General features: G+C 56.3%; 22 protein-coding genes. 18 read left to right on the plus strand and 4 right to left on the minus strand.

Annotated elements, in window-relative coordinates:
• Window positions 1-5: 5 nt before the first annotated feature.
• Both rbsD and kup read right to left on the minus strand, forming a co-directional pair.
• A complete protein-coding gene (gene rbsD, locus I6G83_RS06800; protein WP_015962421.1) occupies window positions 6-425 on the minus strand; it encodes a D-ribose pyranase in 420 nt (139 codons plus the stop codon).
• A 194-nt stretch (window positions 426-619) separates the two neighbouring features.
• Complete coding sequence (gene kup, locus I6G83_RS06805; protein WP_054306057.1) at window positions 620-2,488, minus strand: low affinity potassium transporter Kup; 1,869 nt, start codon at window positions 2,486-2,488, stop codon at window positions 620-622.
• 279 nt (window positions 2,489-2,767) lie between these two features.
• Here kup and ravA point away from each other — a divergent pair, with 279 nt between their 5' ends.
• Together ravA and viaA are read left to right on the plus strand one after the other, a co-directional pair.
• On the plus strand, window positions 2,768-4,276 hold the full coding sequence (gene ravA, locus I6G83_RS06810) for an ATPase RavA (RefSeq protein WP_015962423.1): 1,509 nt from the start codon (window positions 2,768-2,770) through the stop codon (window positions 4,274-4,276).
• Between the two features lie 2 nt (window positions 4,277-4,278).
• Window positions 4,279-5,742, plus strand: coding sequence for an ATPase RavA stimulator ViaA (gene viaA / locus I6G83_RS06815; protein WP_015962424.1), 1,464 nt, complete (start codon window positions 4,279-4,281; stop codon window positions 5,740-5,742).
• 7 nt (window positions 5,743-5,749) lie between these two features.
• Here the strand turns inward: viaA and asnA are convergent, their stop codons facing one another.
• Window positions 5,750-6,742, minus strand: a complete 993-nt coding sequence (asnA, locus tag I6G83_RS06820) for an aspartate--ammonia ligase (protein ID WP_054306058.1) — start codon at window positions 6,740-6,742, stop codon at window positions 5,750-5,752.
• A 155-nt stretch (window positions 6,743-6,897) separates the two neighbouring features.
• On the opposite strand from asnA, the gene asnC reads away from it, so the two are divergent.
• The 16 genes from asnC (at window position 6,898) to I6G83_RS06900 (ending at window position 23,012) form a co-directional block, all read left to right on the plus strand.
• A complete protein-coding gene (gene asnC, locus I6G83_RS06825) occupies window positions 6,898-7,359 on the plus strand; it encodes a transcriptional regulator AsnC (RefSeq protein ID WP_015962426.1) in 462 nt (153 codons plus the stop codon).
• A 96-nt stretch (window positions 7,360-7,455) separates the two neighbouring features.
• On the plus strand, window positions 7,456-7,896 hold the full coding sequence (mioC, locus tag I6G83_RS06830; protein WP_054306059.1) for an FMN-binding protein MioC: 441 nt from the start codon (window positions 7,456-7,458) through the stop codon (window positions 7,894-7,896).
• A 382-nt stretch (window positions 7,897-8,278) separates the two neighbouring features.
• Window positions 8,279-10,168 carry a tRNA uridine-5-carboxymethylaminomethyl(34) synthesis enzyme MnmG gene (gene mnmG, locus I6G83_RS06835; protein ID WP_015962428.1) on the plus strand — a complete coding sequence of 630 codons (1,890 nt, stop codon included), beginning with the start codon at window positions 8,279-8,281 and terminating at the stop codon, window positions 10,166-10,168.
• A gap of 126 nt (window positions 10,169-10,294) precedes the next feature.
• Window positions 10,295-10,915: a 16S rRNA (guanine(527)-N(7))-methyltransferase RsmG gene (gene rsmG / locus I6G83_RS06840; RefSeq protein ID WP_015962429.1), complete on the plus strand. Its 621-nt coding sequence runs from the start codon at window positions 10,295-10,297 to the stop codon at window positions 10,913-10,915.
• A 641-nt stretch (window positions 10,916-11,556) separates the two neighbouring features.
• Window positions 11,557-11,940 carry a F0F1 ATP synthase subunit I gene (gene atpI / locus I6G83_RS06845; protein ID WP_054306060.1) on the plus strand — a complete coding sequence of 128 codons (384 nt, stop codon included), beginning with the start codon at window positions 11,557-11,559 and terminating at the stop codon, window positions 11,938-11,940.
• A 20-nt stretch (window positions 11,941-11,960) separates the two neighbouring features.
• Window positions 11,961-12,740, plus strand: a complete 780-nt coding sequence (gene atpB, locus I6G83_RS06850; RefSeq protein ID WP_015962431.1) for a F0F1 ATP synthase subunit A — start codon at window positions 11,961-11,963, stop codon at window positions 12,738-12,740.
• Between the two features lie 49 nt (window positions 12,741-12,789).
• Window positions 12,790-13,029, plus strand: coding sequence for a F0F1 ATP synthase subunit C (atpE, locus tag I6G83_RS06855; RefSeq protein WP_004093904.1), 240 nt, complete (start codon window positions 12,790-12,792; stop codon window positions 13,027-13,029).
• Between the two features lie 59 nt (window positions 13,030-13,088).
• Window positions 13,089-13,559, plus strand: coding sequence for a F0F1 ATP synthase subunit B (gene atpF / locus I6G83_RS06860; protein WP_015962432.1), 471 nt, complete (start codon window positions 13,089-13,091; stop codon window positions 13,557-13,559).
• 14 nt (window positions 13,560-13,573) lie between these two features.
• The gene (gene atpH, locus I6G83_RS06865; RefSeq protein WP_054306061.1) at window positions 13,574-14,107 is read left to right on the plus strand and encodes a F0F1 ATP synthase subunit delta; all 534 of its coding nucleotides are present in this window, start codon (window positions 13,574-13,576) and stop codon (window positions 14,105-14,107) included.
• A 12-nt stretch (window positions 14,108-14,119) separates the two neighbouring features.
• Window positions 14,120-15,661, plus strand: coding sequence for a F0F1 ATP synthase subunit alpha (atpA, locus tag I6G83_RS06870; protein ID WP_015962434.1), 1,542 nt, complete (start codon window positions 14,120-14,122; stop codon window positions 15,659-15,661).
• A gap of 57 nt (window positions 15,662-15,718) precedes the next feature.
• Complete coding sequence (gene atpG, locus I6G83_RS06875; protein WP_015962435.1) at window positions 15,719-16,582, plus strand: F0F1 ATP synthase subunit gamma; 864 nt, start codon at window positions 15,719-15,721, stop codon at window positions 16,580-16,582.
• Window positions 16,583-16,737: 155 nt separating this feature from the next.
• Entirely contained in the window at window positions 16,738-18,120 is a 1,383-nt protein-coding gene (gene atpD / locus I6G83_RS06880; RefSeq protein ID WP_015962436.1) for a F0F1 ATP synthase subunit beta, read from the plus strand.
• 20 nt (window positions 18,121-18,140) lie between these two features.
• Window positions 18,141-18,560 carry a F0F1 ATP synthase subunit epsilon gene (locus I6G83_RS06885; RefSeq protein ID WP_004933814.1) on the plus strand — a complete coding sequence of 140 codons (420 nt, stop codon included), beginning with the start codon at window positions 18,141-18,143 and terminating at the stop codon, window positions 18,558-18,560.
• A gap of 279 nt (window positions 18,561-18,839) precedes the next feature.
• Window positions 18,840-20,213 carry a bifunctional UDP-N-acetylglucosamine diphosphorylase/glucosamine-1-phosphate N-acetyltransferase GlmU gene (gene glmU / locus I6G83_RS06890; RefSeq protein ID WP_054306062.1) on the plus strand — a complete coding sequence of 458 codons (1,374 nt, stop codon included), beginning with the start codon at window positions 18,840-18,842 and terminating at the stop codon, window positions 20,211-20,213.
• 196 nt (window positions 20,214-20,409) lie between these two features.
• Window positions 20,410-22,239: a glutamine--fructose-6-phosphate transaminase (isomerizing) gene (glmS, locus tag I6G83_RS06895; RefSeq protein WP_054306063.1), complete on the plus strand. Its 1,830-nt coding sequence runs from the start codon at window positions 20,410-20,412 to the stop codon at window positions 22,237-22,239.
• 116 nt (window positions 22,240-22,355) lie between these two features.
• A complete protein-coding gene (locus I6G83_RS06900) occupies window positions 22,356-23,012 on the plus strand; it encodes an O-methyltransferase (RefSeq protein WP_054306064.1) in 657 nt (218 codons plus the stop codon).
• A 46-nt stretch (window positions 23,013-23,058) separates the two neighbouring features.
• Here the strand turns inward: I6G83_RS06900 and I6G83_RS06905 are convergent, their stop codons facing one another.
• A complete protein-coding gene (locus tag I6G83_RS06905) occupies window positions 23,059-23,373 on the minus strand; it encodes a hypothetical protein (protein WP_054306065.1) in 315 nt (104 codons plus the stop codon).
• Window positions 23,374-23,525: the final 152 nt, after the last annotated feature.

The following is a 23,525-nucleotide window of genomic DNA, read 5'->3' on the forward strand; positions in this document are numbered from 1 at the left end:
ATGCCTCAGAAAGTTACGCCGGCGCACAGGATGACGTTCGCATAGGGCGAACACTCCCCGCTGCGGATCACCGCCCGGCTGTGCCCGGTTTGCGCTTTGAAATCGCTGTGGCTGATATAGCGTACGCTGACGGTATTGCCCTGCAGCTGACCCAGTTGCGTCAGCTGCGCCAACAGCGCGTGATGGAGCGAGGGGTTTTGTGTGACGAGTTCCTCGGCCAAAATGGCGCTTTCTACCTGCATCTCCTGCGTTACCGCGGCAAACAGCTGTAAAAACGTCGGCACTCCGGCCATCAGCGCCACATCGATGCGTTCTACGCCGGCGGGGATCGGCAGACCGGCGTCGCACAGGGTGAGCTGGTCGGTATGGCCGAGGCGAGAAACCACCGCGGATATGTCGGCATTAAGCAGCACGCCTTTTTTCATTTCTTTCGCTCCACTTATTCTTTACCAGCGAAACGTTTCGCTTGTCGTGGAGTGTAAAAAATCAACAAAGGAAGGCAACTGCCACGGTGTGGAAATGTGATCGCTATCGAAACGTTTCGATATTGACGCGCCAATGCCGGTAAAAAGAAAGGGGCGCCGCATGCGACGCCCCCGAGAGAAGAGATAACGAAACCTTATATTTCAACCTGCGTTCCCAGCTCGATAACCCGGTTCGGCGGAATTTCAAACTGATCCGGCGCCCGCAGCGCATTGCGGCTGAGCGCAATAAACAGTTTACCGCGCAGGAACAGATACCACGGCCGTTTGCTCAACAGCAGCGACTCATGCGACATAAAGAACGAGGTCTCCATCATGCGGCACGGCAGGCCTTCCAGGCCACAGCGGTGGAACACCTCTTCAACGTTCGGCGTTTCACGCCAGCCGTAGCTGGCCACCACGCGCCAGAAGGTCGGCGACAGCTGCTCGATGGTGACCCGTCTGACGTTATGGACGTACGGCGCGTCTTCGGTGCGCAGCGTCAACAGCACTACGCGCTCGTGCAGCACTTTGTTATGTTTGAGATTGTGCAGCAGCGCAAACGGAATGACGTTGGTGGCGCGCGACATAAACACCGCGGTGCCCGGCACCCGCACCGGCGGCGACTTCTCCAACGAGGCGATCAGCGCCTCAAGGGAGTTGCCGTGCTCATGCATGCGGCGCAGCAGGCGAAAACGTTCGCTCTTCCAGGTGGTCATGACAATAAACATCATCAGGCCGATGGTCAGCGGCAGCCAGCCGCCGGAAAACAGCTTCAGCGCGTTGGCGGAGAACATCGGCACATCGATCAGCAGCAAAATGGTCAATATTCCCACCGCCAGGAAGCGGTTCAGGTGCCAGTTTTTAATCGCCACCGAGGTTACCAGAATGCTGGTCAGCACCATGGTGCCGGTTACCGCAATGCCGTAGGCCGCCGCCAGATTGCTCGAGTGTTCAAAGCTGACGATCACCAACACCACCGAGATATACAGCAGCCAGTTAATCACCGGAATATAGATCTGGCCGGACTCCATTTCCGAGGTATGGATAATGCGCATCGGCGGCAGATAGCCCAGACGCACCGCCTGGCGGGTCAGGGAGAAAACGCCGGAGATCACCGCCTGCGAGGCGATCACCGTCGCCAGCGTGGCCAGAATCAGCAGAGGAATCAGCGCCCAGTCCGGCGCCAGCAGAAAGAACGGGTTCTTGATCGCAGCCGGGTTCTTTAACAGCAGCGCGCCCTGGCCGAAGTAGTTCAGCACCAGCGACGGCAGCACCACGGTGAACCAGGCCAGACGAATCGGGAATTTACCGAAGTGGCCCATATCGGCGTACAGCGCCTCAACGCCGGTGATCGACAGCACCACCGCTCCCAGGGCAAAGAACGACACTTTCTTATATTCGATAAAGAAGTGCAGAGCCCATTTCGGATTCAGCGCCTGCAGCACTTCCGGATTGTCGATAATGCTGCGCGCGCCAAGCAGCGCCAGCGTCAGGAACCAGATCAGCATCACCGGAGCAAACAGTTTACCCACGCTGCCGGTGCCGTGCTTCTGGATGACAAACAGCAGCGTCAGCACCAGGATCGCCAGCGGTATAATGTAGGGATCCAGCGCCGGCGCGGCGATTTCCAGACCTTCGATGGCTGACATCACCGAGATCGCCGGGGTGATCACCACCTCGCCGTAAAAGAAGCTGCCGCCTATCAGGCCGAGTATCACCAGCACCGCGGTCGCGCGCGCCGAGGTATTACGGCCGGCCAGTGACATCAGCGTTAAAATACCGCCTTCGCCGGCGTTGTCCGCCCGCATCACATAGGTGAGGTATTTCAGCGAGACAATAATGACCAGCATCCAGAAAATCAGCGACAGGAAGCCAAACACCACGTCGGGCCGGACATCAAAACCATAATGACCTGAAAAACACTCTCTCAGGGTATAAAGCGGGCTGGTGCCGATATCGCCATACACCACGCCGATAGCCGCCAGGGTTACCGCCGCCAGGGACTGCTTACGTTCTGTGCTCATAATTCGCTTTCTTGATTAGAACTACCGTCGGCGCTGTATCCGCCAGTACGGGCTCCAAGATCCGTTACGTCCACTAAAAACCGCACAGTATGCACGAATACCTTAGGTTGCCTACTCTATAAAATGTCTAAGAAAAACGACAAAGTGTGAGCAAACAATACATTTGATAATAGAAAGTTTTGGCTAATCAACCAGCTATACCATTAAAAATGATGGTGGTTTATCATCGCCCATTCGGACAAGATTGGCTAATTTATCTCGGACAACGCGAAAAATCTTATGGCGTCTTCATCACTACTGGCAGAACGAATTTCCCGGCTCAGCAGCGCGCTTGAGAGCGGCCTTTATGAACGTCAGGAAGCCATCCGGCTCTGCCTGCTGGCGGCGTTAAGCGGCGAGAGCGTGTTTCTGCTCGGTCCGCCGGGCATTGCAAAAAGTCTGATCGCCCGCCGCCTCAAATTCGCCTTCCGCCATGCCCGCTCCTTCGAATACCTGATGACCCGCTTCTCCACCCCGGAAGAGGTCTTCGGCCCGCTCTCCATTCAGGCGCTCAAAGACGAAGGCCGCTACCAGCGCCTGACCGACGGCTACCTGCCGGAAGCGGAGATCGTGTTCCTCGATGAAATCTGGAAGGCCGGCCCCGCCATTCTCAACACCCTGCTGACCGCGATTAACGAACGCCGCTTCCGCAACGGCAACAGCGAAGCGCCGATACCGCTGCGCCTGCTGGTCACCGCCTCAAACGAACTGCCGGAGGCCGACAACAGCCTGGAGGCGCTGTATGACCGCATGCTGATCCGCCTGTGGCTGGACAAGGTGCAGGATAAACAGAACTTCCGCTCGCTGCTGACCAACCGGCAGAGTGAAAACCAGAACCCGGTGCCGGAAGCGCTGAGCGTCAGCGATGAAGAGTTCCATCAGTGGCAGGCGCAGATCGATAAGGTTCAGCTGCCGGAAAACTGCTTTGAGCTGATCTTCCTGCTGCGCCAGCGGCTGGATGCGCTGGAGCAGGCGCCCTATGTTTCCGACCGGCGCTGGAAAAAAGCGCTGCGTTTACTGCAGGCCTGCGCCTTTTTCAGCGGCCGCGAGTCCATTGCCCCGCTCGACCTGATGCTGCTGAAAGACTGCCTGTGGCACGATCTGGCCTCCATGAAGCTGATGCAGCAGCAGATTGACCAGCTGCTGAGCGAGCAGGCCTATCAGCAGCAGCCGCTGCTGATCCAGCTGCAGCAGTTACATACCCGCTGGATGCAGCATCAGCAGCAGCAAAGCGATCGCCGGGCCATCAGCCTGGTGAAAAAAGGCGGCATGTTCAGCCGCAAGCCACAGTATGCGCTGGGCGAGACGCTCGGCAGCGGCACGCTGACGCTGCTGCTGCAAAAACCGCTGCAGCTGCACGATATTCAGGTAAACCATTTAAGCATCGACAGCAGCGCGCTGGAAAACTGGCTGCAAAAAGGCGGCGACGTACGCGCCAAGCTCAACGGCATCGGTTTCGCCCAGCAGATTGATTTGGACGTGGATGAGCAGCTGCACCTGACGGTGCTGGACGTCAGCCGTCAACCGTCGCTGCTGGCGCTGCCGGGCAAACAGACCAGCGCCACGCCGCCGGAGCTGCTGGAGGAGCTGGATACCCTGATGCAGCGGCTGGCGGAGCAGCGCCGGCTGTTTAGTCAGCATCAGCCCTGCCTGTTCACCCCGGCCGCCGGCCTGGCCAGGATAGAAGCCAGCCTGCTGCAGGTGGCGGAGCAAATAAAACAGCAACAACAGCAAATGCTGGGCCAGTAACCATGCTGAACCTGGAAACGCTCAACCTGCTGCTGGCCATTACCGAAGGCGAACTGATCGAGGATATGATCGTCGCCATGCTGGCCGCTCCGCATCTGTCTGCGTTCTTCAGGAAATTTCCGGCGCTGCGCCGCGCGCTGGATCGCGACCTGCCGCGCTGGAAACTGCAGTTAAAACAGCGGATCCAGGAGGCGATGGTGCCGCCGGCGCTGGCGCAGGAGTTCTATCGTTACCAGCAGTGCCAGCTAGAAAGCAACGCGCAGTTTTATCAAAACCTCAACGACACCCTGGAGCTGTTGCGCCAGCTGGTTTCCCCCTTCTATGAACAGGCGCGCAAGCTGGTGGACGCGGCCGATCTGCCCAACCATCCGCCGGACGACAGCTTCCAGACCCTGTTTCTGCAGCGGTGGCGCATCAGCCTGACGCTGCAGGCCACCATGCTGCACCACCAGCTGCTGGAACAGGAACGCGAACAGCTGATGGCGGAGCTGCAGGAACGGCTGACGCTGAGCGGCGCGCTGGAGCCGGTGCTGGCGGAAAACGATACCGCCGCCGGCAGGCTGTGGGATATGAGCAAAGGGCAGCTGCAGCGCGGCGACTATCAGCGGCTGGTGGAATACGGCAACTTTCTGCAAACCCAGCCCGAGCTGAAAAAGCTGGCCCAGCAGCTGGGACGCAGCTACGAGGCGAAAGCCATTCAGCAGCAGGATGCGCAGCCGGAGCCGTACCACGTTATGGTGCGGGTGCCCGCCACGCTGCCGGAAGAGGTGAACGGCGTGCATCAGAGCGATGATATCTTACGCCTGCTGCCGCCGGAGCTGGCGACGCTCGGCATTGAGGAGCTGGAACTGGAGTTTTACCGCCGCCTGCTGGAAAAACAGCTGCTGAGCTACCGCCTGCAGGGAGACGCCTGGCAGGAGAAGCTGATGATCCGTCAGGTGACTTATCAACAGCAGGATCAGCAGCCGCGCGGTCCGTTTATCGTCTGCGTCGATACCTCCGGCTCAATGGGCGGCTTCAACGAACAGTGCGCCAAGGCGTTTTGTCTGGCGCTGCTGCGCATTGCGCTGGCGGATAACCGCCGCTGCTACATCATGCTGTTCGCCAACCAGATTGTTCATTACGAACTGACCGCCGCCAGCGGTATCGAACAGGCGGTGCGCTTTCTCGGTCAGCATTTTCGCGGCGGCACCGATCTGGCGGCCTGCCTGAGCGCAACGGTGGGAAAAATGGCGGAGAGCGGCTGGTTTGATGCCGACGCGGTGATTATTTCCGACTTTATCGCCCAGCGGCTGCCGGACGAGGTGATCAAAAAGGTGAAACAGCAGCAGCAAAGCCACCAGCAGCGTTTTCATGCGGTGGCGATGTCCGCCTACGGCAAACCCGGCATTATGCGCATCTTCGATCATATCTGGCGCTTTGATACCGGGTTAAAAAGCCGCTTAATGCGCCGCTGGCGGCGCTAGGCACGCGTTACAGCAGGCCTTCCACGCTGGCGCGCACTTCCGGCGACCACACGCCGCACTGCACCTGACCGATATGCTGCAGCTGCAGCAACAGCATCACCAGACGCGACTGGCCGATACCGCCGCCGATGGTCTGCGGCATTTCCCCCTTCAGCAGCGACTGGTGCCACTCCAGCTGCAGGCGATCTTCATCTTCCGTCAGGGCCAGCTGACGCTGCAGTGCGTCGGCGTCAACGCGGATCCCCATTGAAGAGATCTCGAAGGCGTCTTCCAGCACCGGGTTCCACACCAGAATATCGCCGTTGAGGCCGGACAGTCCATCCGGGCAGACGGTGCTCCAGTCATCATAATCCGGCGCGCGCACATCGTGCGAGCGGCCGTGCGACAGCTTGCCGCCGATGCCGATCAGGAATACCGCGCCCAGCTCTTTGGCAATCGCCCGCTCACGGCCTTTGGCGTCCAGCTCCGGGAAACGCTGCAGCAGCGCTTCGCTGTGCACAAAGTGAATCTGCTCCGGCAGGAACGGTGCCAGACCATATTCACGGCTTACCGCCGCTTCGGTTTCCTTAATCGCGCTATACAGGCTGCGCACGGTGCTTTTCAGGTGTTCCAGATTGCGTTCGCCATCGCCCATCACCCGCTCCCAGTCCCACTGGTCGACGTACACCGAGTGAATGGCGCTCAGGCGATCTTCATCCGGACGCAGCGCCTTCATATGGGTATACAGGCCCTCGCCGGCGCTGAAGTCATGGGCGCCCAGGGTTTTGCGTTTCCACTTGGCCAGCGAATGCACCACTTCAAAGGTCGCATCCGGCAGAGTTTTCACTTTGACCTGCACCGCTTTCTCGCTGCCGGACAGGTTATCCTGCGTGCCGTCGCCCAGGCGGCTGAGGATCGGCGCCTGAACTTCAATCAGGCCCAGCTGCTGTTCCAGCTGGCGGGAGAAGAACGATTTCACGAAGCTGATTTGTTGTTGTTTTTGGATAAACTGTTTTTTCATTGCCGTATCTCTTAATACCCTGTCTCTGTTGCTGATGATTAAGCAACACAACGGCGCCACAATTCAATATCCATCAAACAATATTGCGCTTTGACTTTTAATCGTTCATTTTTAAGCGGTGATAATTCAATAAACCATAATTTATGGGGGATAAAATGGCGGAAATTTATCAGATCGATAATCTCGATCGCGGCATTCTCAACGCGCTGATGGCCAACGCGCGTACGCCTTATGCCGAACTGGCGAAAACCTTTGCCGTCAGTCCGGGAACCATCCACGTGCGCGTCGAGAAGATGAAGCAGGCGGGCATCATTACCGGCGCCCGGGTCGATGTGAACCCCAAGCAGCTGGGTTACGACGTCTGCTGCTTTATCGGCATTATATTAAAGAGCGCCAAAGACTACCCTTCGGCGCTGAGCAAGCTGGAAAGTCTGGAAGAAGTGGTCGAAGCCTACTACACCACCGGCCATTACAGCGTGTTTATCAAGGTGATGTGCCGCTCGATCGATGCGCTGCAACAGGTACTTATCAACAAGATCCAGACGATTGATGAAATTCAGTCGACGGAAACGCTGATCTCGCTGCAGAACCCCATTATGCGCACCATCGTCCCATAACGGATTTTTACTATACCCATATTATCCACAGGTAGATCCCCGGCGATTCACAGCGTACAATGCTGCCTCTTTGCAGCAGGTTGAGATCATTCATTCATGGCAGACATTACTCTGATCAGCGGCAGTACGCTTGGCAGTGCTGAATATGTGGCGGAACATCTGGCCGAAAAACTGGAAGACGCCGGTTTTTCCACCGAGATGCTGCACGGGCCTGAACTGGATGAACTGACGCCGTCCGGACGCTGGCTGGTGGTCACCTCCACCCACGGCGCCGGCGAACTGCCGGATAATCTGCAGCCGCTGTGGGACGAGATCAGTGAACGTCAGCCTGATTTATCTCAGGTGCAGTTCGGCGCCGTCGGTCTGGGCAGTTCGGAGTACGATACCTTCTGCGGCGCGATCGTGCAGATCGACGATCTGTTACAGGCTCGCGGTGCGAAAAGGATCGGCGATCGGCTGGAGATCGACGTGACGCAACACGATATTCCGGAAGATCCGGCGGAAGAATGGCTGAAAAGTTGGATTAATTTACTCTGATTCGTTCAAAGATCGTGCGAACTATTGTGTATAACTAAGCTTAAAAGCAGGGTAAAAGCGGTAGTTATCCAAATAACAACTGCCGTATGCTTTTTGTCCTGTGCATAAGTCACTATTTAGATCCCAGCTTATCAGCGTCAGGATCACCGATCATTCACAGTAAACGATCCTTCCTAATTTTCTGATCTCTATCGTGAATCCTCAGTTATCCACCGAGGATCGCGATCCTAATAAGAGATCTAATAAAGAGATCTTTAAATAAAAAAGATCTTCTTTTAATTACCCGACGATCCGTACCGCTTGGTCGATCGTCTAAACTTGAGTAGAATCCCCCACCCCAGGGCAAACAACGATCGTTCGCAATACGGCGAGGTGCAGTTCCATGTTTTATCCAGAGCAATTTGACGTCATTATCATCGGCGGCGGCCATGCCGGCACCGAAGCGGCGATGGCCGCGGCAAGAATGGGGCGTCAAACCTTATTACTGACGCACAATATTGATACGCTGGGGCAAATGTCTTGCAACCCGGCGATCGGCGGTATTGGTAAAGGGCATCTGGTTAAGGAAATTGATGCGCTGGGCGGCCTGATGGCAACGGCGATCGACCATGCCGGCATTCAGTTTAGGATACTAAACGCCAGCAAAGGCCCTGCGGTACGCGCCACCCGCGCCCAGGCTGACCGCGTGCTCTATCGTCAAGCCGTACGCACCGCGCTGGAGAACCAGCCCAATCTGATGATCTTCCAACAGCCGGTTGAGGATCTTATGGTTGAGAACGATCGGGTGGTCGGCGCCGTTACGCAGATGGGACTGAAATTCCGTGCCAAAGCGGTGGTGCTCACCGTGGGGACGTTCCTCGACGGCAAAATTCATATCGGCCTGGAAAACTACAGCGGTGGACGTGCCGGCGATCCGCCAGCCATTTCACTGTCACAGCGTCTGCGTGAACTGCCGCTGCGGGTTGACCGTCTGAAAACCGGTACTCCGCCGCGCATTGACGCACGTACCATCGATTTCAGCGTTCTGGCCGAACAGCATGGCGATACGCCGACTCCGGTATTCTCGTTTATGGGCAATGCCGATCAGCATCCGCGCCAGGTGCCGTGCTATATCACTCATACCAATGAAAAAACCCATGACGTGATCCGCAATAACCTCGATCGCAGCCCGATGTATGCCGGGATTATTGAAGGGATCGGACCGCGTTACTGCCCGTCGATCGAAGACAAGGTGATGCGCTTTGCCGATCGCAACGCACACCAGATCTTCCTCGAGCCGGAAGGGCTGACCAGCAACGAAATCTATCCGAACGGCATCTCCACCAGTCTGCCGTTCGACGTGCAGATGCAGATCGTCCGCTCAATGGAAGGGATGCAGAATGCCCGTATTATTCGTCCGGGTTACGCCATCGAGTATGATTTCTTCGACCCGCGTGATTTGAAACCGACGCTGGAAAGCAAATTTATTCAGGGCCTGTTCTTCGCCGGCCAGATTAACGGCACCACCGGTTACGAAGAAGCCGGTGCGCAGGGTCTGCTGGCCGGTCTGAACGCCGGCCGCTACGCCAGCGAAGACGAAGGCTGGGCGCCGCGTCGCGATCAGGCCTACCTCGGCGTGCTGGTGGACGACCTGTGCACGCTGGGCACCAAAGAACCGTACCGCATGTTCACCTCCCGGGCGGAATACCGCCTGATGCTGCGTGAAGACAACGCCGATCTGCGCCTGACGGAAAAAGGCCGCGAGTTGGGCCTGGTGGATGATGTCCGCTGGGCGCGCTATAACGACAAGCTGGAACAGATCGAACGTGAACGTCAGCGTCTGCGCGACGTATGGCTACACCCGCATTCAGAAAACGTCGAGCAGGTGAACACCCTGCTGAAAACGCCGCTGTCGCGCGAAGCCAACGGCGAAGAGCTGCTGCGCCGTCCGGAAATGGATTACGCGCTGCTGACCTCCATCGATGCTTTCCAGCCGCCGCTGGCCGATACCCAGGCCGCCGAGCAGGTGGAGATTCAGGTGAAGTACGAAGGGTATATCGCCCGTCAGCAGGAAGAGATCGAACGCCAGCAGCGCAACGAGAACACCTTGCTGCCGCTCGACCTGGACTACCAGCAGGTTTCCGGGCTGTCGAACGAAGTTATCGCCAAGCTCAACGACCATAAACCTACCTCTATCGGACAGGCATCGCGCATTTCGGGGATTACCCCGGCGGCGATTTCCATTCTGTTGGTGTGGTTGAAGAAGCAAGGTCTGCTGCGCCGCAGCGCATAAATCTGCATTTTTAGCGGCCGATTGCCCAATGGATAGGCAATCGGCCGCTGACATCACTTTCAGCCTGCATTATCATAGCCGCTTCGCCATTTCCGGCGGATCTCGCGTTGGTCAGAGGATTCCATTGTGGATAAAAAGTTAGACTCGCTGCTGGCAGCAGCTGGTATTTCGCTTCCCGATCGTCAAAAACAGCAGCTGCTGGGTTATGTCGGCATGCTGGATAAGTGGAACAAGGCGTACAACCTGACCTCCGTGCGCGATCCGCAGCAAATGCTGGTGCGCCATATCCTCGACAGCATCGTGGTTAATCCGCATCTGGTCGGCTCACGCTTTATCGACGTCGGCACCGGACCTGGCCTGCCGGGCATTCCGCTGGCCATCGTGCGTCCGGACGCGCATTTCACACTGCTGGACAGCCTGGGCAAGCGGGTACGCTTTCTGCGGCAGGTGCAGCACGAGCTGGGGCTGACCAATATCGAGCCGGTACAGAGCCGGGTGGAAGAGTTTCCGGCCGAGCCGCCGTTCGACGGCGTGATCAGCCGCGCATTCGCCTCGCTGCAGGATATGCTGAGCTGGTGCCGTCATCTGCCGGCGCAAGGGCAGGGGCGCTTTTATGCGTTGAAGGGCGTCCGTCCTGATGAGGAGCTGGCCGCCCTGCCTGACGGCATTGAGCTTGAAGAGGTCGTACGTTTACAGGTGCCGGAACTGGAAGGCGAGCGTCATCTGGTGGTACTTAAGGCAAACTGAGTTTGTTTTTGATCAAGCAAGCGTCAGATTGAGGCTTGCTACGGATGTAAAAATAAGCAGACTAATTAACTGGCCGCTTTTTTTAGTTAATTTACTTTTTATTAACACAAAAGCAGCAGTTAATTAGCGAAAATAGCCTAATTACGTGTAGCAATTGTCACGTTAGCAATTATGTGAATAAGATCGCCTTTTGCTATCGTTGTTAACGCGTAATAACAATATTCTTTCTGTGGATGTCAACGAAAGGTTTTTCGCGGGTATAAGGATTGTTTTCGAACGGTTAAATTATACCATTTTGATTTATAAAAGATTTTTATCGCTCTAATCGCTAAAGACGTTTTATGCGCACGTGGGTTATAAATCGAACGTTAGCCGTGTTGTTGTGATCGATTGCACGTTTTAGTGTGCAACAGTGGAATAATCGGACAATAAAATCGAGGTATTATTCCGCCTATTTTCTTGCGAAAATAGTCCGAATTTGGTGAATTTAAATAATTGTTCACCTTTTCGCTACTTATCGATTGAATTCGTTGAAGTGACCCGTATAATTTGCTCGTTTTTTGCTGTTGACTCTGCGCAGCGAAGACAGTGTCATACGTCACTCAGCATACCCCCTCAGGGGTACGGAGAGAACAAACGTCATGTCTGTGTCCCTTTACAGTGGGAAAGTCGCACGCAAACTGCTGTTTCTGCAGTTTATGACTTTTGTTCTGATCAGCGCCGCCTGCAGTTTCAAGGGGCTGGCGTGGGGCGCTTCGGCGTTGGCGGGCGGACTTGCCGCCTGGCTGCCGAGCGTCATGTTTATGCTGTTTGCCTTGCGTCACCAGGCGCAGACGCCGGCGCCCGGTCGGGTTGCCTGGTCGTTCGCCATTGGCGAGGGGCTTAAGGTCGTGATCACCATCTTTTTGCTGATCGTGGCGCTTGGGGTGTTCAAAGCGGAGTTTATACCGCTTGGCCTGACCTATTTAGCGGTGTTAGTGGTGCAGATAGTGGCACCAGCCGTGATTAACAGTTACCGAACTTAACTAAAAGGGTAAGAGGCATCATGTCTGCAGGAGAAGTCTTGACTCCACAGGAGTATATCGGTCACCACCTGACGCAGCTTCAGGTCGGGACGGGGTTCTGGTCGATCAACATCGACTCGATGTTTTTCTCCGTCGTCCTCGGGGCGCTCTTCCTGGTGATCTTCCGTAAAGTGGCCAAAAACGCCACCAGCGGCGTGCCGGGTAAACTGCAAACCGCAGTGGAACTGGTGGTTGGGTTCGTCGACAGCAGCGTGCGCGATATGTATCACGGCAAGAGCAAGGTGATTGCTCCGCTGGCGTTGACCGTATTCGTCTGGGTCTTCCTGATGAACCTGATGGATTTGCTGCCTATTGATTTCCTGCCGTATATCGGCGAACACGTTCTCGGCCTGCCTGCGCTGCGCGTAGTGCCTACCGCCGATGTCAACGTGACGCTGTCTATGGCGCTGGGCGTGTTTATCCTGATTCTGTTCTACAGCATCAAAATGAAAGGCGTTGGTGGGTTCGTTAAAGAGTTGACCATGCAGCCGTTCAACCACCCTGTATTCATTCCGATTAACCTGATTCTTGAAGGTGTCAGCCTGCTGTCCAAGCCTGTATCACTGGGCCTGCGACTGTTCGGCAACATGTATGCGGGTGAGTTGATCTTCATCCTGATTGCCGGCCTGTTGCCGTGGTGGTCACAGTGGGTCCTGAGCTTGCCTTGGGCTATCTTCCACATCCTGATCATTACGCTTCAAGCCTTTATTTTCATGGTTCTGACGATCGTCTATCTGTCGATGGCGTCTGAAGAGCACTGATTTTTCTTAAAACACTTACATTTATAACTGAAACAAACTGGAGACTGTCATGGAAAACCTGAGTATGGATCTGCTGTACATGGCTGCCGCTGTGATGATGGGCTTAGCGGCAATCGGTGCTGCGATCGGTATCGGCATCCTGGGTGGTAAATTCTTGGAAGGCGCAGCGCGTCAGCCTGACCTGATTCCTCTGCTGCGTACACAGTTCTTTATCGTTATGGGTCTGGTTGACGCCATCCCGATGATCGCTGTTGGTCTGGGTCTGTACGTGATGTTCGCCGTCGCGTAAGCAGAGAAACTCTCTGCCGACTTACCCACACTCATTAACTTTAAAAGAGGCATTGTGCTGTGAATCTTAACGCAACAATCCTCGGCCAGGCCATCGCGTTCGTCCTGTTTGTCTGGTTCTGCATGAAGTATGTATGGCCGCCAATTATGGCTGCCATCGAGAAGCGTCAGAAAGAAATTGCTGACGGTCTCGCTTCTGCAGAGCGTGCCAAGAAAGATTTGGACTTGGCGCAAGCCAATGCGAGCGACCAGCTGAAAACTGCTAAAGCAGAAGCTCAGGTGATCATTGAGCAAGCGAACAAACGCAAAGCTCAGATCATGGATGAAGCGAAAGCCGAAGCCGAGCAGGAACGTAACAAAATCGTGGCGCAGGCTCAGGCTGAGATCGAAGCCGAACGTAAACGCGCTCGTGAAGAGTTGCGTAAGCAAGTCGCGATGCTGGCTATCGCCGGCGCCGAGAAGATCATCGAACGTTCCGTGGATGAAGCTGCTAACAGCGACATCGTTGATAAACTGGTCGCTGAACTGTAAGGAGGGAGGGGCTGATGTCTGAATTTGTTACTGTAGCTCGCCCCTACGCCAAAGCAGCTTTTGACTTTGCCGTTGAGCACCAAAGCGTAGAACGCTGGCAGCAGATGCTGGCGTTTGCCGCTGAAGTCACTCGCAACGAACAGATTTCCGAACTGCTGTCCGGCGCTGTCGCACCGGAAACGCTGTCGAATACGTTCACCGCGGTTTGTGGCGATCAACTCGACGAAAATGGCCAAAACCTTATTCGCGTTATGGCCGAAAATGGACGTTTACTGGCGCTTCCTGACGTTTTGCAGCAGTTCATTGAACTGCGCGCTGCGCTGGAATCCACCGTCGAAGTCGACGTGCTCTCTTCAAGCGCACTGAACGACGAACAGCAGGCCAAAATTGCCGCTGCGATGGAAAAACGTCTGTCACGCAAAGTTAAGCTGAATTGCAAAATTGACAAGTCTGTACTGGCCGGCGTGGTTATCCGCGCAGGCGACATGGTGATCGATGGCAGCGTACGCGGCCGTCTTGAACGCCTGGCAGACGTCTTGCAGTCTTAAGGGGACTGGAGCATGCAACTGAATTCCACCGAAATCAGCGAACTGATCAAGCAGCGCATTGCTCAGTTCAATGTAGTGAGCGAAGCTCACAATGAAGGTACTATCGTTTCCGTCAGCGACGGAATCATCCGCGTACACGGCCTGGCCGATGTAATGCAGGGCGAAATGATCGCGCTGCCTGGCAACCGTTACGCAATCGCATTGAACCTGGAGCGCGACTCTGTTGGTGCCGTAGTCATGGGTCCGTACGCGGATCTGGCTGAAGGCATGAAGGTAAAATGCACCGGCCGTATCCTGGAAGTTCCAGTCGGCCGCGGCCTGCTGGGCCGCGTGGTTAACACCCTGGGCGCGCCTATCGACGGCAAGGGCCCGGTTGAGCACGACGGTTTCTCCCCGGTTGAGACTATCGCACCGGGCGTTATCGACCGCCAGTCGGTCGACCAGCCGGTACAGACCGGTTATAAATCCGTTGATGCCATGATTCCAATCGGCCGTGGTCAGCGTGAGCTGGTGATCGGCGACCGTCAGACCGGTAAAACCGCACTGGCGATCGATGCCATCATCAACCAGCGCGATTCCGGCATCAAGTGCGTCTACGTGGCTATCGGCCAGAAAGCGTCTACCATTGCTAACGTGGTGCGCAAACTGGAAGAGCACGGCGCGCTGGCTAACACCATCGTTGTGGTGGCTACCGCTTCTGAATCCGCAGCACTGCAATACCTGGCGCCATACGCCGGTTGCGCAATGGGCGAATACTTCCGCGACCGCGGCGAAGATGCGCTGATCGTGTACGATGACCTGTCCAAACAGGCCGTTGCTTACCGTCAGATCTCCCTGCTGCTGCGTCGTCCGCCGGGCCGTGAAGCTTACCCTGGTGACGTATTCTACCTGCACTCCCGTCTGCTGGAGCGTGCAGCGCGCGTTAACGCTGACTATGTTGAAGCTTTCACCAAGGGTGAAGTGAAAGGCCAGACCGGTTCTCTGACCGCGCTGCCGATCATCGAAACTCAGGCGGGTGACGTTTCCGCGTTCGTTCCGACCAACGTAATCTCGATTACCGATGGTCAGATCTTCCTGGAATCCAACCTGTTCAACTCCGGTATTCGTCCGGCAGTTAACCCGGGTATCTCCGTATCCCGTGTTGGTGGCGCTGCGCAGACCAAGATCATGAAGAAACTGTCCGGCGGCATCCGTACCGCGCTGGCGCAGTATCGTGAACTGGCGGCATTCTCCCAGTTCGCTTCCGATCTGGATGATGCAACCCGCAAGCAGCTGAACCACGGCCAGAAAGTGACTGAACTGCTGAAGCAGAAACAGTACGCGCCGATGTCCGTCGCACAACAGTCTCTGGTGCTGTACGCGGCAGAACGCGGCTACCTGGAAGATGTTGAAGTCGCCAAGGTAGTGAGCTTCGAAGCTGCGCTGGTTGCTTACGCGGATCGCGAACACGCCGAACTGCTGAACCACATCAACCAAACTGGTAATTTCAACGATGAGATCGAGGGCAAGCTGAAAAACGTCCTCGAGACCTTCAAGAAAACCCAGTCCTGGTAACGCGCAGCGGCCTGCAGTTGAAAGACGGCAGGCCGCTGGCAATGAGGAGAAGCAGAGATGGCCGGCGCAAAAGAGATACGTAGTAAGATCGGCAGCGTGCAAAACACGCAGAAGATCACTAAAGCGATGGAGATGGTCGCCGCCTCCAAAATGCGTAAATCGCAGGATCGCATGGCGGCCAGCCGTCCTTATGCAGAGACCATGCGCAAAGTGATTGGTCACCTTGCGTTAGGGAATCTGGAATATAAACACCCGTACCTGGATGAGCGTGATGTTAAACGCGTCGGGTATCTGGTGGTGTCGACTGACCGTGGTCTCTGCGGCGGCTTGAACATTAACCTGTTCAAAAAGCTGCTGGCGGAGATGAAAGGCTGGTCCGAAAAAGGCGTTGAAACTGATTTGGCGCTGATTGGCTCTAAAGCCGTCTCTTTCTTTGGCTCCGTGGGCGGCAACGTGGTTGCCCAGGTGACCGGCATGGGGGATAACCCTTCCCTGTCGGATCTGATCGGGCCGGTGAAAGTGATGCTGCAGGCTTACGACGAAGGTCGTTTGGACAAGCTGTACATTGTCAGCAACAAATTTGTCAATACGATGTCCCAGGAGCCGCAGGTTCTTCAGCTGCTGCCTCTGCCGCCTTCTGATGAGGGTGAGCTGAAGAAGACAGCTTGGGATTACCTGTATGAACCCGATCCAAAAGTGCTGCTTGATACCTTGCTGCGCCGCTATGTGGAATCGCAAGTTTATCAGGGCGTCGTGGAAAACCTGGCCAGCGAGCAGGCCGCGCGAATGGTAGCGATGAAAGCCGCAACCGATAACGGCGGTAGCCTGATCAAAGAGCTGCAGTTGGTATACAACAAGGCACGTCAGGCCAGCATCACTCAGGAACTCACCGAAATCGTTTCGGGAGCCTCCGCGGTTTAACCAGGTTATTACCCCAAGTAGTTCAGATTGCAGAAAGGCGCAACTGAGCGAGTCCCCAGGCGCTTACTTGAGTAGGCAACTGGGGGAAAAGAAAGCCGTCAACGCATCTGCAGTTTGAAATACGACGGGTAAACGAATTACGTAGAGGATTCAAGATGGCTACTGGAAAGATTATCCAGGTAATCGGCGCCGTAGTGGACGTCGAGTTCCCTCAGGATGCCGTACCAAAAGTGTACGATGCCCTTGAGGTAGAGAACGGTAACGAAAAACTGGTGCTGGAAGTTCAGCAGCAGCTGGGCGGCGGCGTTGTACGCTGTATCGCCATGGGTACTTCCGACGGTCTGCGTCGCGGTCTGAAAGTTAACGACCTCGAGCACCCAATCGAAGTGCCAGTTGGTAAAGCAACGCTGGGTCGTATCATGAACGTATTGGGTCAGCCAATCGACATGAAAGGCGACATCGGCGAAGAAGAGCGTTGGGCGATTCACCGCGCGGCGCCAAGCTACGAAGAGCTGTCCAGCTCCCAAGAGCTGCTGGAAACCGGTATCAAGGTAATGGACCTGATCTGCCCGTTCGCCAAGGGTGGTAAAGTTGGTCTGTTCGGTGGTGCGGGCGTAGGTAAAACCGTAAACATGATGGAGCTGATCCGTAACATCGCGATCGAGCACTCCGGTTACTCTGTGTTTGCGGGCGTGGGTGAGCGTACTCGTGAGGGTAACGACTTCTACCACGAAATGACCGACTCCAACGTACTGGACAAAGTATCCCTGGTTTACGGCCAGATGAACGAGCCGCCGGGTAACCGTCTGCGCGTTGCACTGACCGGCCTGACCATGGCGGAAAAATTCCGTGATGAAGGCCGCGACGTTCTGCTGTTCGTGGATAACATCTACCGTTACACCCTGGCCGGTACCGAAGTGTCCGCACTGCTCGGCCGTATGCCATCTGCGGTAGGTTATCAGCCAACGCTGGCGGAAGAGATGGGCGTTCTGCAAGAACGTATCACCTCGACCAAGACCGGTTCAATCACCTCCGTACAGGCCGTTTACGTCCCTGCGGATGACTTGACTGACCCGTCTCCAGCCACCACCTTTGCGCACTTGGACGCAACCGTGGTACTGAGCCGTAACATCGCTTCCCTGGGTATCTACCCGGCCGTTGACCCGCTGGATTCCACCAGCCGTCAGCTGGATCCGCTGGTTGTGGGTCAGGAACACTACGACGTTGCGCGTGGCGTGCAGTCTATTCTGCAGCGCTACCAGGAACTGAAGGACATCATCGCGATTCTGGGTATGGACGAACTGTCTGAAGAAGACAAACTGGTCGTATCCCGTGCGCGTAAAATCCAGCGCTTCCTGTCTCAGCCGTTCTTCGTGGCCGAAGTCTTCACCGGCGCGCCGGGCAAGTTCGTATCGCTGAAAGACACCATCCGTGGTTTCAAAGGCATTATGGACGGCGACTACGACCACCTGCCGGAGCAGGCGTTCTACATGGTTGGCACCATTGAAGAAGCAGTGGAAAAAGCCAAGAAACTGTAACGCCTTGAGAGGAGGGTGATATGGCTATGACTTACCATCTGGATGTTGTCAGCGCGGAAAAACAGATGTTTTCCGGCCTGGTGCAGAAGATCCAGGTGACAGGCAGCGAAGGCGAACTGGGTATTTTCCCAGGGCATGCGCCGCTGCTGACTGCCATCAAGCCTGGCATGGTGCGTATTGTTAAACAGCACGGTGAAGAAGAGTTCATCTACCTGTCTGGCGGTATCCTTGAGGTACAGCCAAGCGTGGTGACCGTGCTGGCGGACACTGCCATCCGTGGAACGGACCTCGATGAAGCCAGAGCGCTGGAAGCCAAGCGCAAGGCTGAAGAGCATATCCGTAGCTCTCATGGTGATGTCGACTATGCTCAGGCATCCGCTGAGCTGGCGAAGGCGATCGCGAAACTGCGCGTTATCGAACTCACCAGAAAAGCGATGTAAGCAATACCGAAATAAGAAAGCGACCCAATGCGGTCGCTTTTTTTTTGCATTAAAATAAGCGTTTGACCTTGCCAATCGTTGCGGTGTATTCGTGATGACGACAGGGGGAATGTGTCTCCGAACGCCGACAGTTTACCGGCGGTGGAATCGGATTGCGCCAGATGACGGCGCGCCTAGAGCCACGCGGCTTAGCTCGGTTTTGCGTTGAGAAATATGTAGTAATTTCGGCGTGAAACGGTTTTACTTTCGTCTATTAAAATTGGAGTTGTCAGGTTGCTTATGTCGAACAGCGCAATGAGTGTAGTGATCCTCGCCGCGGGCAAGGGAACGCGTATGTATTCCGACCTGCCCAAGGTTTTGCATCCGCTGGCGGGCAAACCGATGGTGCAGCACGTTATCGATGCCGCGATGAAGCTGGGGGCGCAGAACGTCCACCTGGTTTATGGCCATGGCGGCGAACTGCTGAAGAATACGCTCGATAACGCAGCGTTGAACTGGGTGCTGCAGGCTGAACAACTGGGCACCGGCCATGCGATGCAGCAGGCGGCGCCGCACTTTGCCGATGATGAAGACGTACTGATGTTGTACGGCGACGTGCCGCTGATCTCCGTCGATACGCTGACGCGCCTGCTGGCGGCCAAGCCGCAGGGCGGCATCGGCCTGCTGACCGTAAAACTGGACGACCCGACCGGCTATGGCCGCATCGTGCGTGAAAACGGCGAGGTGGTCGGCATCGTCGAACATAAGGACGCCAGCGAACAGCAGCGTCAGATTAACGAAATCAATACCGGCATTCTGGTGGCCAACGGCCGCGATCTGAAACGCTGGCTGGGCATGCTGAACAACGATAACGCGCAGGGTGAATACTACATCACGGATATCATTGCGCTGGCCCATGCCGACGGTAAGAAAATTGAAGCGGTGCACCCTGAGCGCCTGAGCGAAGTTGAAGGCGTGAACAACCGCCTGCAGCTGGCGACGCTTGAACGCATCTATCAGGCCGAACAGGCGGAAAAACTGCTGCTGGCCGGCGTTATGCTGCTGGATCCGGCGCGTTTCGACCTGCGCGGCGCGCTGACGCACGGCCGCGACGTGCTGATTGACGCCAACGTGATCGTTGAAGGGAACGTACAGCTGGGCAACCGGGTGAAAATTGGCGCCGGCTGCGTGTTGAAAAACTGCGTGATCGGCGATGACTGCGAAATCAGCCCTTACAGCGTAGTAGAAGACGCGGTATTGGCGGCGGATTGCACCGTTGGTCCGTTTGCCCGTCTGCGCCCCGGCGCGGAGTTGGCGCAGGGCGCGCACGTCGGCAACTTTGTCGAAATGAAAAAGGCGCGTCTGGGCGTGGGTTCCAAGGCGGGACACCTTAGCTATCTGGGCGACGCCGAGATTGGCGACGACGTGAATATCGGCGCCGGCACCATTACCTGCAACTACGACGGCGCCAACAAGCATAAGACCGTTATCGGCGACGGCGTGTTTGTCGGCTCCGATACGCAGCTGGTGGCGCCGGTCACGGTGGCCAAGGGTGCGACGATTGCCGCCGGCACTACGGTTACGCGCAATATCGCTGAAGACGAGCTGGTGCTGAGCCGGGTGAAGCAGGTGCACATCCAGGGCTGGCAGCGTCCGACCAAAGCCAAGAAGTAATGATCAGGATGGCCGTTATGCGGCCATCCTGTTTTGCACTGTCTTTTCATGGCAGAAGGCAATGCAAAACATATAAGTCCTCTTCAGAGGATCATCCCCACCCTCTACAAGGCTCGGGGCGCACGGTAATCACCGGCAAAAAAATCAGGTCAGGCATCGAAGCGTCCTGAAAGACGCTTAATTAGGAATAAAATCCATGTGTGGAATTGTAGGCGCAGTAGCGCAACGTGATATTGCAGAGATCCTGTTGGAAGGCTTACGCCGTCTTGAATACCGTGGCTATGACTCGGCCGGTCTGGCGGTCGTTGACGCCGAGGGCAACCTAAACCGCGTACGTCGCGTCGGCAAGGTCAACGCGCTGGCGGAAGCGGTAGAGCAGCAACCTTTGCACGGCGGCACCGGCATCGCGCACACCCGTTGGGCGACCCACGGTGAGCCGACCGAAGCTAACGCTCACCCGCACGTTTCTGATTACATTTCCGTGGTGCATAACGGCATCATTGAAAACCACGAGCCGCTGCGCGAGCTGCTGATTGAACGCGGCTACCGCTTTGCGTCCGAAACCGATACCGAAGTGATCGCGCACCTGGTGCATTGGGAACAGCAGCAGGGCGGTACGCTGCTGGAAGTGGTCAAGCGCGTGATCCCACAGCTGCGCGGCGCTTACGGCACCGTAGTGATGGACAGCCGCGACCCGAGCGTGCTGGTGGCTGCCCGTTCCGGCAGCCCGCTGGTGATTGGCCGCGGCGTCGGCGAAAACTTTATTGCCTCCGACCAGCTGGCGCTGCTGCCGGTGACCCGCCGCTTTATCTTCCTGGAAGAGGGCGACGTGGTGGAAGTCACCCGCCGTACCGTGGCCATTTTTGACCAGCAGGGCAACCCGGTCGAGCGTGAGGAGATCGAGTCGCAGGTGCAGTACGACGCCGGTGATAAAGGCGCTTACCGCCACTACATGCAAAAAGAGATCTTCGAACAGCCGCTGGCGCTGAAAAATACCCTGGAAGGGCGCTTCAGCAACGGCCAGATCAACCTGAGCGAGCTGGGTCCGCAGGCCGATGCCCTGCTGGCGCAGGTGCAGCACGTGCAGATCATCGCCTGCGGCACCTCCTATCACTCCGGGATGGTGGCGCGTTACTGGTTTGAGGCGCTGGCCGGCGTACCGTGCGACGTTGAGATCGCCTCCGAATTCCGTTACCGCAAATCGGCGGTGCGTCCGGGCAGCCTGATCATCACCCTGTCGCAGTCCGGCGAAACCGCAGATACCCTGGCGGCGCTGCGTCTGTCCAAACAGCTGGGCTACCTGGCGTCGCTGGCGGTGTGCAACGTGGCCGGCTCGTCGCTGGTGCGTGAATCCGATATGGCGCTGATGACCAAGGCCGGCACCGAAATCGGCGTAGCGTCCACCAAAGCCTTCACCACCCAGTTAACCGTGCTGTTGATGCTGGTGGCGCGTCTGGGCCGCCTGAAAGGCATGGCGGAAAGCGTCGAACACGATATCGTGCACGGCCTGCAGGCGCTGCCTGCGCGCATTGAACAGATGCTGTCGCTGGATAAAAACATCGAGGCGCTGGCGGAAGGCTTCTCCGATAAGCATCATGCGCTGTTCCTCGGCCGCGGCGATCAGTATCCGATCGCCATGGAAGGGGCGCTGAAGCTGAAGGAGATCTCCTATATTCACGCCGAGGCCTACGCGGCCGGCGAGCTGAAGCACGGCCCGCTGGCGCTGATTGACGCCGATATGCCGGTGATCGTGGTGGCGCCGAACAACGAGCTGTTGGAAAAACTGAAATCCAACATCGAAGAGGTGCGCGCGCGTGGCGGCCAGCTGTACGTGTTTGCCGATCAGGACGCCGGTTTTGTCAGCAGCGAAGGGATGACCATTATCCCGCTGCCGCACGTGGAAGAGATCGTCGCGCCGATCTTCTACACCGTGCCGCTGCAACTGCTGTCTTACCACGTGGCGCTGATTAAAGGCACCGACGTGGACCAGCCGCGCAACCTGGCGAAGTCGGTAACCGTCGAGTAAAACCGTCGCTTTTTTGCTGATTAATCCGGTGCACCGTGTGAAATGGTGCACCGGATTTTTTATGGCAAAAAATCGCTGAACTATACTCAAGGCGGTGCAACGTTGAGGGGGCGGATATGCAGCATGCGTGGCAGGAGGTAGATGAATATCTGGAACGCTGTTTGGCGTGTCAGGATGATAATTTGACGCAAACCTTGGCGTTGAATGCCGAGCGTGGTCTGCCGGCGTTTGATGTCTCACCGCTGCAGGGACAGTTTCTGACGCTGATGGCGCAAATCAGCGGGGCGCGCCGGGTATTGGAAATTGGTACGCTGGGTGGTTTTAGCACGCAATATCTTGCCCGCGCGCTGCCGGAGGACGGGCGCGTGGTGACGCTGGAAAAAGAGCCGGCCAATGCGGCGGTGGCGCAGGAAAATCTTCAGCGCGCCGGCTTGCTGGATCGGGTGTCGATTGTGGTGGGCGCCGCGGCGCAGACGCTGCCGACGCTGCAGTCACAGCCGCCGTTCGATCTGACGTTTATCGACGCCGATAAACAAAATAGCCTGCTGTACCTGCAGTGGGCGATCAAGCTGAGCCGCACGGGCAGCGTAATCATCATGGATAATGTGGTGCGCGGGGGAGCTATCGTCGCGGCTCGGCGCGATGTTCATGCCGAAGGCATCCGCCAGGCGCTGGAGGCGGTGCAAAATATGCCGGCATTAAGCGGCACCGCATTTCAGACGGTTGGCGAGAAAGGCTGGGACGGTTTCGCAGTCTTGCGCGTGGAAAAGTGAACGCCGCGTAATAACAAGCCGGCCTCAGCGCCGGCTTGTTTATTCGCTAGCCTTTCACCTTATTGCTCAGTTCCTGCAACGAACGTTTCAGCTCATCGATCTGACGATCCTTATTCCTGTTTTCATCCCGCAGCTGTTTCAGCTCATTTTCATGCTCCTGCAACTTACTTTCAAATTTTTCCAAATCACTCAGGGCATAGTTGGAGGTTCTGTAAGTATTATAATTGCCTTGGAATAGAATCCGATCGCCGTATGTGGCTGAGGACCTTTCACGATCGGGCATGAGTCCTTCCGCCGCCATAACGTTGGCAGAAGCCAGCAGAGACAGGCCAAGCGCCGATAAGATAAATACGTTTTTCATTTGAGATCCTTTCATTTTAGTACTACGTGAGAGATGTCATATTCGGAACTTAGTATAATCAATGAGTTATGCTGTTTTATTATCTAGTGTCATATAACTGTCATATTTCATACATTTTACTGTCACCAAACTGTCCTATTTTCCCTCCTGCA

Origin of the sequence: Serratia rubidaea (assembly GCF_016026735.1) — a bacterium.
In the GTDB taxonomy this organism is placed as follows: Bacteria; Pseudomonadota; Gammaproteobacteria; order Enterobacterales; family Enterobacteriaceae; genus Serratia_B; species Serratia_B rubidaea.